The 14,079-nt window shown below is 41.4% G+C and carries 3 protein-coding genes; all 3 read left to right on the forward strand.

What is annotated here, in order from left to right; translation table 11 throughout:
• The first annotated feature begins 50 nt into the window (after nt 1-50).
• Nucleotides 51-950, forward strand: a complete 900-nt coding sequence (locus ABEG20_RS05140; RefSeq protein ID WP_406826313.1) for a DUF6734 family protein — start codon at nt 51-53, stop codon at nt 948-950.
• Between the two features lie 9 nt (nt 951-959).
• Entirely contained in the window at nt 960-2,966 is a 2,007-nt protein-coding gene (locus tag ABEG20_RS05145; RefSeq protein ID WP_406826314.1) for a lanthionine synthetase LanC family protein, read from the forward strand.
• A 91-nt stretch (nt 2,967-3,057) separates the two neighbouring features.
• Nucleotides 3,058-14,046 carry an amino acid adenylation domain-containing protein gene (locus ABEG20_RS05150; RefSeq protein WP_406826315.1) on the forward strand — a complete coding sequence of 3,663 codons (10,989 nt, stop codon included), beginning with the start codon at nt 3,058-3,060 and terminating at the stop codon, nt 14,044-14,046.
• Nucleotides 14,047-14,079 lie beyond the last annotated feature (33 nt).

A 14,079-nucleotide genomic window follows, 5' to 3' on the forward strand; every position in this document is an offset into this window, starting at 1 on the left:
AAATTAGCATTCAAAATTCGGAGTAAAACATATCATTATTCATTATAAATATGAAAATAGTTCAAAGTTTATGGTCTAAGCCAGGGCAGAAAAATGAGGCCACTAAATTTTCAGACATGAACAAATGCGGTTGGCTTGATAAGAAATATAACTATTACAGCTGGGCATTGAGTGCATTACAGTTCAAAAAGTTTTATGAAAAAGTTGAGCTGGTTACCGATAAGGATGGATACGACCTGCTGATTAATAGAATGAAATTGCCTTATACTGATGTAAAAGTAGTGCTTGATGATTTAAACGATTATCATCCGGATTTATTTGCGTTAGGGAAGGTATATGCCTATGGAATGCAGGATGAACCCTTTATCCATGTTGATGCAGATATTTATATATGGGACAAATTTAGCGAACAACTGGAAAAATCATCATTGGTATGCCAGCATAAAGAACATGGGAAGTTCCACAGTGACTTTTACACCGGGATATTTATGGAGATGGCTTCTTGCTTCGATTTTTATCCTGAGGTATTGGATAAATCCATCAACAAGTATGGTAACATCATTTCCGTTAATGCTGGCATTATAGGCGGACAGAACCACGAATTTTTTAAAGGATACACGGAAAAAGTATTTGAATTTGTAAATCGGAATATTAAGCACCTGAATAAAATCGATGTCAGGTTATCGAATACTGTTTTTGAGCAGTTTTTTTTTCACGCATTAGCCGAGGAACAAGGAGAAACCATCAATTATTTTTTTGAAGAATTTGTTTTTTTCTGGAATGCCATTGCAGATTTTACCGGAGTTCCAGATAAGATAAAATACATTCATACCTGTGGTGCCCTAAAGCATGACAAACATATTGTAGATGCACTTGAATATCGGTTACAGGCAGACTATCCGGAAGTTTATTATAACATTAACAACCTTATCAGAACAAATCAAATTTAAATCATCGGGATGAATATTTTAGAGAAAACTAGACATACATTTGAATTGGTTGATCAATATGCCAGCCATCTTGCTGAACATTATCTAAATCAGACAGCAATTAACGTTGAGCTTTCCGGCTTCAGATTTGAGAATACGTTGAAATGGGAAAATCGTGAAAACCTGGATTCGGGTACAAGCGGGGTGATTTTATTTCTGATAGAATACTACAAAAAGACTAAAAATGCACAATATCTAATCGTTATCGATCAATATATAGCAGATCTTCTAAAATACTGCAACAATCATTCAACCCATAATTATTCGTTGTATACCGGACGTGGGAGCGTAATCTATATTCTGATACAGCGTTACCAGATCGATGAAAATAAAAGTTTTTTAAATGATGCATTAAACCTGATTGTTCCTGCCAAAAATGAATTTTTAAATTCTGAATATACCTCTGACTATTTATACGATGGAAGGGCCGGTACTTTACTGTTGATTTGCGAGTTATACCGGGTAACACAGTCTGCATTTCTTTTAGATTATATCAATCAATTTCTCTTCAGGATACTATCCAATATGAAATTTTCTGTTCATGGAGCTTTTTGGAGTAGTGAAGAAGAAATTAACCTTAATCCATCATGTGGATTTGCTTACGGAGCAGCTGGAATACGTTATGTTCTTCATCATCTCAACCAGCACACGAAACTGCCAATACTTAAATCCGTTATTGATCGGATTGATGAATTTATCAACTTCTGCTGGACGGAAGAAATCGGGAACTGGGCTGATTTTAGAAAGGATATTTTAGATGAAAAAACACTTACCCAATATAAAGCTTCTTATTTAAATGATGATCCGGATTTGTTTTTACCAAAAGATGATTGTTCGTGGGCAAATGGTACCATAGGTATCTTATTTTCCTTTTTTGATGAAACATTTGAATACAGCACCTTAATTAAGGAGAAGTTAAGAAAGGCTGTGTTGCTGGGAAATGTTAAATCTGATTACCTTAAAGATGGCCTTGCGGGGTTGGGTATATATTTTTTACAGGAAATTAATGCTATTAACCCGGATTTAAAAGAAGAAATTATAAATGAACTAACAAACAAATTATCATCTAAACCTTTCGAAATTCAGCTTAAAGGAGGCCTTTTAAATGGAAATTTGGGAGCAGTATATTTTCTCTTAAAAGCAGTTGATGACACAGCCGGATCAGAAAATATATTGAGGCCATTTTATGGTCATGATCTGAAAGTTGATTTTACCCTGGAATTTTCTGATTTAAGAAGAAATATTCTGCAAAAATATTATCCAAGAACAATCTCTTTACTGGAAACAACGGAGCCAATGGTATTTTTTGAATATCTGGAAGCTTTGGGGCAGGAAGATTTGACCGGTGAGCTCAAAAGTTTTAAAGATTTTATGAAATCTATCCATCAGTTAGAAATGGAAGCGCTTACAAAAGCACTTTTATCAGATATTTTTAAACTCGAAACTCAAAGAATAGATTTTTTTGAACAAAACAAAGATTCTTGCTTTAAAATGTACATCGAAGATTTTCTACATCATGAACATGCATTGAGATATTTTAAAGAACCAAAAGAATGGTTAATGAATCAAGTACTGGTTATTTCAGATAAAATCAAAATTCTGAATACGGAATGGAGCTGGCGTTTCGATAGTAATCCGCAAAGAATGAAAAAAGAGCACATGCTTAATTTTGGCCTGTCTACGGGAAAATTCGAATATATTATCCAGCTGGCGGGTAAGCTTGAAATAAAAGAATTTCTGCAGTCTGAGGATAAGGTGATCCTATTGCACCAGTTTGATCATCCCAAACCTGTGAGAGAAGCTATTGCAGCAACCAAAACCTATATGGAAACACCTGAAGGAAAATTAATGGTTGAATTTCTGTTTAAAACATTTGATGATCAGGAAACAAATGACTTCTTTGATAATTTCGATGATATTATTTTATATAAGATCAGGGAATGGATCTATAACGGTGTCCTGATAATAAAAGATTAGTTTAATTAAAGTTATCTCCTTTACAAGTGTCATCCACTACCGGTGAAAAGACACTCCTCCTTACTCCTGCATTAAATAAATAAGTTTCGTGATGAAAAAACTATTAAAAGATATAAAAGATAATCATATCTTATTGGAAGTAATAGATGGTAAGCTACAGGTTTTTACAGATAATGCCGATCTAGATACAACATTAATTGATAGAATCAGAGCTCATAAGGAGGAATTGATCCGTTTTTTGATGCTGCACGATCAATCCGGATTTGATCAGTCATTTACAACCGAAATCCCATCTGTTCAGCTGCAGGAAAACTATCCCGTGTCTTCGGCTCAGCGCCGTTTATGGATAGTAAGTCAATCCGAACAAGGAAATGTTGCCTACAATATTCCTGCTGTATGTGTATTTGAAGGCAAATTAAATCTGGTTGCTTTAGAAGAATCATTTGATAAACTCATCAGGCGTCACGAAATATTAAGAACGGTTTTCAAAGAAGATGAGGAGGGTGAAATAAGGCAGCTTATACTTGAGCCGGAAAGCCTGGATTTTCAGTTGCGCAAATATGACCTCCGGCAGGTTGAAAATAATGACTTACAGGTTATTCAACTGCTTAAAGAAGAGTACCGGATTCCTTTTGATTTATCCAATGGTCCATTGCTGAGAGCTAAACTGATACAAAAATCAACACATCAGTGGGTGTTCATATATACGATGCATCATATTGTGAGCGACGGGTGGTCTATGAACGTACTCATCAGAGAATTATTGCAATTTTACAATGCTTACATCAAAGGAATTTCAAATCCTTTAGCCGAGCTCAGCATCCAGTATAAAGACTATACGGCCTGGCAGCATAATCAGCTTAACGGAATTACTTACCAGGGATTAAAATCTTATTGGTTAAAGCAGTTCGAGGGAGATTTACCGGTATTGGATTTGCCTGCCGACCGCATCAGGCCAAATGTAAGATCTTATCAGGGAAGTGTTGTGCATCATGTAATTAAACCTGATTTAATACAAAACTTAAAGCATATTGTACAAGCTCAGGATAGCACCCTTTTTATGGGCCTGTTGGCTATTGTAAACTTACTGATTTATAAATACACCAATGGGCTGGACCTGATTATCGGTAGCCCCATGGCCGGCCGCGGACACCTGGCATTAGAAGATCAGATTGGGTTTTATATTAATATGGTTGCCTTAAGAACAAGTTTTAAAGAGACAGATAATTATAAGGAACTGTTGCTTCATGTAAAAAAAGCTACGTTAGCGGCCCAGCAAAATCAGCTATATCCTTTTGATGAATTGATAGAAGAACTTGCACTTGACAGAGACATGAGCAGAAATGCGCTGTTTGATATAGTGGTTGTTTTGCAGGAGGCTGAAATAGATTTCGAAGAGGAAGGAAAGCACCTCGATCAATTGAAAATAAGTAAGTATGAATATGCTGAGGAAAATAACACCAGTAAATACGACCTTGTTTTTAATTTCACGCAGGAGGGCGCAGAAGTACATCTGAGAGTAGAGTATAACAGCGATATTTTTGAAAAGAGCAGAATGGTCCGGTTGTGCAAGCATTTCGATGGCTTATTTGAAAGTGTTATTAATAAACCCGATCAACCCATAAATCAACTCACATATTTAAACGCTGAAGAGAAGCAGATCTTACTGGAAAACTTTAACCATACAGTATCGGAATATCCGTGTAATAAAACAATAACCGATCTGTTTGAAGAGCAGGTTTCCAGAACACCTCTTGCTAGCGCCTTTGTACACGACCAGCAGATTTTTACTTATCAAACTTTAAATGAAATTGCCAATCAATTTGCCGGATATCTCCGGCATAATTATAAAATAGAACCAGACGATCTGATCGGAATAAAACTCGAACGTACTGGCTGGATGGCGATTGCTATTTTGGGCATATTAAAATCTGGAGCTGCCTATATACCGATTGATCCGGAATACCCACAGGATAGGATTGATTTTATGCTGGCCGATAGCAGATGCAAAGTCCTGATTGATGAAACCGCACTGAACACTTTTACTGCCGAACAAAACCAATATACTCAGGATAACCTGCCCTCCATTAATGGGGCTTCCGATCTGGCTTATGTCATCTATACTTCAGGATCTACCGGCCAGCCAAAAGGTGTATTGGTTGAGCATAAATCGTTGGTTAATCTGTGTTACTGGCATATCGACGCATTTTCTGTTATGGCAACTGACCGGGCAACATTATATGCTGGGGTTGCATTTGATGCCGCTGTATGGGAATTTTTTCCTTATATCATCTCCGGAGCAAGTGTGTATGTGGTTCCTGCGCAAAAGCGTTTAAATGTCAATGATATAGCAGATTATTATAATGAAAACAAAATAACAATCAGTTTTTTACCTACGCAGGTTGCAGAGCAATTTATGTTCTCTAAAAATCAATCATTGCGTATATTGCTTACGGGTGGAGAAAAATTAAACTCTTTTAAGGAGTGCTCCTATCAGCTCTTCAATAATTACGGCCCAACGGAGAATACCGTAGTGACAACCAGTTACAACGTTACCGCTTCTTCAGCAAATATTCCTATTGGCCGGCCAATAGCTAATACTCAAATCTTTATCCTGGACAGTCAGCTAAATCTGATGCCAGTGGGAGCAATCGGTGAAATTTGTATCAGTGGCGATAGTTTAGCAAGAGGTTATTTAAATAATCCCGGATTAACGGCTGAAAAATTTGTGCTTAATCCACATAAAAATAATGAAAGAATGTATTTGACCGGTGATCTGGGCAGATGGACGGCAGATGGAAATATTGAATTTTTAGGTAGAAAGGATGATCAGGTTAAGATTCGTGGCTATCGGATAGAACTTGGTGAGATAGAAAGCTGTTTGCAAAGTTATGCTGATGTCAGTTCGAGTATTGTTATCGCCGGTGAGACTGAAAGTGGGGAAAGTGAATTAATCGCCTATTTTACCAGCAATGAAACGATTGATTTATCAGTATTGAAATCATATTTAAGCAGGTTTTTGCCAGTTTATATGTTACCCCATCATTTTATTCAATTGGAATCGCTACCCTTAAATCATAATGGTAAAATAAATAAGCGATTGTTGCCCCGTCCAGATAATAGAGTAACGTATGCTGGTATCGAATACCTGGCCCCGCGTTATCCTACCGAGGAAAAACTGGTTAGTATATGGGAAAATATTCTCAATAAAGGAAAAATCGGGGTAAAGGATAATTTCTTTGATTTGGGTGGACACAGCTTAAAAATAACACGATTGTCCAGCCTGATCTATAAAGAATTTGGCATCAAAATCCCTGTAAACGAGCTGTTCGGTAAAGTGGTATTAGAGGAGCAAGCCTCATTGATAAACGAATGGCAAAAAACTTCTTTCAAAGGTATTAAGCCTGTACCGCTACAAAATAGTTACCCACTATCCTCTGCCCAGCAGCGGCTATGGACCTCCAGTCAGCTAGAAGAAGGAAACATTACTTTTAATATGCAGGGGCTAGCCACATTTGAAGGTGATTTAAATATAGCGGCGTTAGATGCTGCCTTTAACCTGCTGGTTGAAAGGCATGAAGTCTTACGTACAGTTTTTAAAGAAGATGAAAACGGAGAAATTAAACAATTTGTTAATCCAAAAGCGATCTTCAAAACGGTTGTTGAGGATCTGCGCAAAGCAGCCGATCCTAACGATTTATTAAGAACTTTAATTATAGATGATCTTAATAAGACATTTAATTTATCAACAGGGCCGCTAATCAGGGCCAGTTTATTTCAGCTCGAAACAGATAAATGGATATTTGTATATACTATCCATCATATTGTTAGTGATGGTTGGTCAATGCAGATACTAATCAAGGAGTTATTGTTACTGTACAAGGCTTCAGTAAACAACCGATCTAATCCATTAACCCCGCTAAAAATACAATATAAAGATTATGCAGTTTGGCAGCAGGCACAGAAGGATGATGAATCATTTCTGGCAGATAAAAACTACTGGTTAACTCAATTCAGGGGGATATTACCGGTACTCCAATTTCCAGGTGATAAAATACGCCCTGCCGTAAAAAGATACCGTGGAGCAATGGTAAATAAAACTATTGGCCCTGATGTGACTTCTGGTTTAAAGACCCTTGGTAAAGAAAATGGAGCCACTTTATTTATGAGTTTATTTACGGCAGTTAATATACTGTTGTACCGTTACACAAACCAAACTGATCTGATTTTGGGAAGTCCGGTTGCTGGCAGAACGCATATTGATCTCGAAGATCAGATTGGGTTCTACATCAATACCCTTGCATTAAGGACAAAATTCAGTTCAGGAGATAGTTACCTTGAATTACTATCCAATGTAAAACAGGTGTGCATTGATGCTTATGAACATCAAAGCTACCCTTTTGATGAGTTGGTAAATCAATTGCATGTAAAAAGTGATATGAGCAGGAATGCGGTGTTTGATGTAATGATATTACTTCAGAACATGGATACTTTTCATATTTCCCGGTTTAAGGAATATTTAAATGATGATCTTAAGATTGAAGCTTATAGGGATGGCGAACATATTGTCAGTAAATACGACATCACTTTTTATTTTACAGAAGTAGGCGACGAGATCGTTACGAATATTGAATATAATCTCGATATTTTTAATAGAGAAACTATTATCCGACTGGGAGAATATCTTGAAAGATTACTTCTGTCAATTATCACTTCTCCTGTCTCAACCATTGATGCGATTGTTGTATCCGGTTTAAAAGACCAATATCTGCCGGTTACAACCGCAAAGTCTTTAACCGGACAGCTGTACCCTTCAGAACACCAGAAAAGGTTATGGTTTATTGATCAGTTTGAAAAGGATTATTTGTATGAGGGTAGCCCTGTTTACCATAATCTGCCCCTCATTGAGAAAGTGGCCAGGGAAACAGATTTAGCCTTATTAGAATATAAAATACAGGAAACGGCAAACAAACACGCCATATTGAGGACCAGGATTTCTACTGTGCAAAGTGAACCTTTTCAGGTAATGGATTATGATGGCTTTAAAGGGCTGTCTTTGCATGAATTTAATCATAATGTAGAAGAACCTGACCTGATTTCTAAATGTGTAGAAATTATAAACCGGCCGTTTGATATTGCGCATGAACAATTGATTCGTTTTGATCTGATCCGTCCCCATTCCGGCGAGTATATATTTATCATTACAGCCCACCATCTTATTGCTGACCGACGGTCAATTCAGCTATTGTTTAATGAAATAATGAACCATGGGGATGTTGCTGAAAAACAACCTCTTAGCTATGCAGATTATTCGGTATGGCAGAACAATCTTTCTGTCCGTGATCTAGAATCAACAGTTTATTATTGGAATAAGAAATTGACTAATGCTTCTATATTATATTTTGATCCTGATATCCTGAGACCACATATTCATATTTACCAGTCAGCGCTCGAAGTACAGGAATTGTCTGCCGGTTTATTGACCAAACTTAACCGTTTCTGTACTGAAAACGGAACTTCTCCTTTTCTGTTTTTGCTAACAGCCTTTAACACATTATTATATAGGTATACCGGAAGTAATGAACTTGTAATTGGTACACTTTACGAAAACAGAGCAGAAGAATTATTCACTGATATTATAGGACCTGTAGCAAACTTGCTCACATTGAAAACCAACATTTCTGCTGATATGTGTTTTATGGATGTACTAGAGGTAGTTACCAGTGATTATCAAAAATCTGTTGAGGCAGCCATACTCCCATTTGAAAAAGTAGTGGAAGAAGTTAAACCGGGTAAAGACATGAGTCGGACGGCACTTTTTGATATCATGATTCATTATGAAGAAAGTAGGCTGGGGTTAGAAAATGACAATGGCATACAGCGGATAGAATTGAACCAGGGTTTAGGAAAATATGACCTGAATCTGCTCTTGAAAAAGGGAGATAAAATGGAGTTCTTTTTAACTTATAATGTTGAATATTTCAATTCTTCCAGGATCCGGAAATTATTGACCCATTATATCCATATTATCGAAAGTGCACTTACTGTACCAGAAATTGCAATAGCAGATATAAATTATCTGAGTAAAGCAGAAGAGTTAGAATGGCTTGAAAGCTTTAACAACCAAAAGGTTGATTATCCTAAAGATAAGACAATAGTAGATCTGTTTGAAGAGCAGGTAAAACTTTCACCAGACCGGATTGCTGTAGTATGCAATGATATTGAACTCACTTATCGGGAGCTGAATGAAAGATCAAATGTGTTGGGGCATTATCTCCGTGAACATTACCATGTTAAACCTGATGATTTAATTGCAATTAAGCTGGAGCGCAGTGAGTTGATGATTGTTGCTATTCTTGGTGTATTAAAATCAGGGGGAGCCTATGTGCCCATCGATCCTGATTATCCTGAAGAACGTATCAGTTTTATGCTCTCGGATAGTGCCTGTAAAGTTGTACTTGATGAGTATACGCTAAAGGAATTTAATGAAAAATCGATCCTTTATAACAAAGATAATTTACAAAGGGTTAATCAACCTCATGATTTGGCTTATGTAATTTATACTTCCGGAACAACCGGCAGGCCGAAGGGAGCCTTGATAGAACACAATAATCTGGTCAGGCTATTTAAAAACGAAGGGAGATTATTCGATTTCGGTGTGGATGATACCTGGACAATGTTCCATTCTTATTGTTTTGATTTTTCAGTATGGGAAATGTATGGGGCTTTATTGTTCGGCGGAAAACTGGTAATCGTTCCTGCGTTGATTGCCAAAGATCCTGTCGCCTATCTGGAACTATTAAAGCACCAGGAAGTTACTGTGCTGAATCAAACACCATCCTCTTTCTATAATCTCATTAAACAAGAGTTTGAAAATCCTGTGGCAACCCTAAAGCTGAGGTACATTATATTTGGAGGTGAAGCATTAAGCCCTGGGAAATTAAGTGCCTGGAAAGAACGATATCCAGCCACCCGCCTGATCAACATGTATGGGATTACGGAAACTACGGTACATGTTACTTATAAAGAGATCGGAGTACAGGAGATTATGGAGAATATCAGTAATATTGGTAAGCCCATTCCTACTTTAAACGGTTATATATTAGATCAGCATCAAAAGCTGATGCCTGTTGGGTACTGGGGAGAATTATACGTAGGAGGAGAGGGCGTTTGCCGGGGATATCTGAACCGAGAGGCATTAACCTCAGAAAGATTTATATCTGGTATATTTAAATCCTCCGAGAGACTTTATCGTACGGGGGATAAAGTGCGGATGCTGGCAAATGGTGAAATGGAATATGGGGGTCGTATTGATGACCAGGTAAAGATCCGTGGATACCGTATCGAGGTTGGCGAGATCGAGCAGGCGCTTGAGGGCCATCCTCAGATCGATTCATCAGTTGTTGTTGCCATTGATGGTGTTTCAGGGGATAAAGAACTAGCGGCCTACCTGGTAAGTTCTGTTGCGCTGCAGCTGGTGGATATACGTTCCTACCTTTCCGATCTTCTTCCGGCCTACATGCTTCCGGGTTATTTTATCCCGCTTGCTGTTTTACCGCTGACCGCTAACGGGAAAGTGGACAAGAAAAGGCTTCCCCCGGTTGATGGGGCGGGCCTATCTTCAGGAAGGGTTTATGTTGCCCCTCGCAACCATACCGAGGAGAAACTGGCGGCGATATGGTCGGGTGTTTTATCCCGGGATGAGATCGGTGTGCTGGACAGTTTTTTCGAACTGGGCGGACATAGCCTTAAGGCAACGCGTCTGGCCAGCCAGATCTATAAGGAGTTTGGTGTTAAGCTGGGCCTGAAGGATCTTTTTGCAAAACCTGTACTGGAAGAGCAGGCGCTGCTGATCAGTGAATCGCAGGCCATATCTTTTTTACCACTGGTCCCGGTTGAAGTTCAGGCCAGCTACGCTTTATCCTCAGCGCAGCGCCGTTTGTGGGTGCTGAGCCAGTTTTCTGAAGGGAGCGTTGCTTACAATATGCCTGCGGTTTATGTTTTTGAAGGTTTTCTGGATGTTGACGGTCTGTCTTATGCTTTTGGGGAACTGATCGGGCGTCACGAGGTACTCCGGACCGTTTTCCGTGAGGAAGCCTCGGGAGAGGTCCGCCAGGTGGTGCTGAGCCCTTCTGAACTGGGCTTTAGGATCAGCCTTGCAGACCTGTCTGCTGCCGTACCATCGGAAAGTGCGGTAGCATCAGCTTTACGTTCAGAACAGGCGCTTGCCTTTGACCTTTCCACCGGTCCGCTGCTCCGTGCCTCTTTATATGATCTTGGTGGAGGACGTTACGTTTTCACCTATACGCTTCACCACATCATCAGCGATGGCTGGTCGATGGACATTTTGCTCCGGGAGCTGCTGGGCCATTACGATGGTTATGTGAAGGGTACCCGTTTGAGCCTTCCGCCTTTGCGGATCCAGTATAAGGATTATGCCTCATGGCAGCAGGGGCAGCTATCCGGCGGTTCCCTGGATGGTCACAGGTCGTACTGGCTGGACGTTTTTTCGGGCGATCTGCCTGTGCTGGAACTTCCCTCTGACCGTCCCCGCCCTGTGGTGAAGACCTATAACGGTGGGTTTGTCCGCCGGCATATCGGTGCATCTACGCTGAGGGGTCTGAAAGGCCTTTTGCTGGATGAGGGCAGTACGTTGTTCATGGGTCTTCTGGCTGCGCTCAATGTGCTGTTCTACCGTTACAGCGGGCAGGATGATATGGTTATCGGGAGCCCTATCGCGGGCCGTGAACATGTCGATCTGGAGGACCAGCTGGGCTTCTATGTGAACACGCTGGCCTTGCGGAGCCGTTTCAAGGGCAGCGACAGTTATCTTTCGGTACTGTCCATGGTGAGGTCTGTCACGCTTGGTGCTTACGATCACCAGTCCTATCCCTTTGATGAGCTGATCGATTCGCTTTCGCTGGAACGGGATATGGGTCGCAGCCCGCTGTTTGATGTGCTGTTGGTTTTACAGAATACGGATGGCCTCGCTGGGATTGAAGCTGTTGAAGGTGGGGATTTACAGGTTCGTGCCTATTCCGGAGGCGAGCATTTGATCAGTAAGTTCGACCTGAGCTTTTACTTTACGGAAAACGGTTCCGGGCTTGATCTGGGCATCGAATATAACAGTGACCTTTACGACCGTTCTACGGTTTGCCGGTTGGGCGCTCACCTGGAACAGCTGCTCTGTTCTGTTGTGGCTGCTCCTATGGAATCGGTTTGCAAGCTTGTGTACCTGCCCGAATTGGAGCGGGAGAAGCTGTTGTTTGATTTCAATGCCACCGCATTTGATGTTCCCTTATCCGGGAGCGTGGTTGACCTGTTCATTACCCAGGCTGAAAAAACGCCTGATTCCCCGGCCCTTGTTTTTGGGGGCGTGGCGTTGAGCTACGGTGAACTGGACGGGCTTTCCAACCGTCTTGGGCACTACCTTCGTGACGTGCACGGTCTTTCAAGGGGCGTTTTTGCGGGCGTTTGCCTGGAGCGGAACGAATGGCTGGTCATCGCAACACTTGCGGTATTGAAGATCGGATGCTGCTGTGTTCCCATCGATGTGGATTATCCTGCCGACCGGATCTCCTATATCCTTGAGGATAGCGGTTGCAGCCTGAAGATAGACGGTGGATTGGTGGATGCTTTTATAGCGGTATCGGATACTTTTTCAGTTGGCGCGCTTGGCGGTCAAACCGAAGCGGAAGCCCCGGCCTACGTGATCTATACCTCTGGATCCAGCGGCCGTCCCAAGGGCTGCGTGCTCCTTCACGGCGGTGTGCTGAACCATCTGTACAGCAAGGATGATCTTCTCTGCGGGCTTGGAGGGGGAGCACTGTGCCACAACTCTGCGCTTCATTTTGTTGGGGGGCTGTGGCAGTTTTGGTATCCGCTGGTGCATGGTGGTCTTTTGGTCCTGTGCAGCAATGAGGAACTTCGTGACATTTACCAGCTGCTGGCGAAGGTTTCAGTTTATGGCTGCCGTGTCTTGGAGGTTATCCCCTCTCAGCTTCAGGAATACCTGCTTCACGAGGAATACCTTCCGCTGCCGGGTGTGGATTACCTGATTTTGACCGGGGAGCCGCTGAGCGCGCAGCTGGTGGGGCGCTGTTATGCAGGCAACCCCGGGCTTAAGGTTGTAAATACTTATGGTCAGACGGAGAGTTCGGACGTTACGGTTTCTTACCAGGTACCGGTTCCCGGTGAAGGCTGTTCTTACCGGATCCCTGCGGGTTACCCTATACGTAACACGCAGGTTTACATTTTGTCTGGGGAGGACCAGTTGTGCGCCTATGGTGTGATCGGTGAGGTTTGCAGCAGCGGTGCCGGGCTTTGCGGCGGTTATATCAACGATCCTTTGCAGCAAGCGTCGAGGTTTGTTCCGCACCCGTTTATGGAAGGCCGGCTGATGTACCGTACGGGAGACCTTGGCTACCGTGATGTTGATGGTCTGATCTGGATCGTAGGCCGTAAGGATGAGCAGGTGAAGATCCGGGGTTACCGGATTGAGACGTTGGAGATAGAGCAGGCGCTGCTCGGTTATGCAGGTATTGAGGATGCGGTAGTGCTTTACAGTGATGAGGGTGGCGAAGGTAAGCTGTGTGCCTATCTGGCAAGTTCGTGTCCTTTGGATGGTTCTGGACTGCACAGCCACCTGCTGGGGTTACTTCCGGTATACATGCTGCCTTCCCGTTATGTTGTGCTGGAACGATTTCCGTTGCTGCCAAACGGGAAGACCGATAAGAAATCGCTGAAGGGGCTTGGGGTGGAGCTTGTTTCGGGTTCAGTTTATGTGGCCCCGCGCAACCCAACCGAGTCGGGGTTGGTGGAGATCTGGCAGATGGTACTGGGAAGGGAAGGGATCGGTGTGAAAGACAACTTCTTTGAACTGGGCGGGCATAGCTTGAAAGCAACAACTATGGTAAATAAAATAAAGCAGGATTTTAACGTTAGCATTACCTTAAAAGATGTTTTTCAATATCCTGATATACATAGTCTTAGTGAGCTGATCAGGAAAATAGCATGGGTTCAGAAATCAAGAGCATTCAATCACGATGCAGAAGCGTCAAGAGAAATTATAAAATTATAAATACTCCTTTTTAACCAATTATTCACAAATAAT

The organism is Pedobacter sp. KACC 23697, assembly GCF_045348445.1.
GTDB lineage: Bacteria > Bacteroidota > Bacteroidia > Sphingobacteriales > Sphingobacteriaceae > Pedobacter.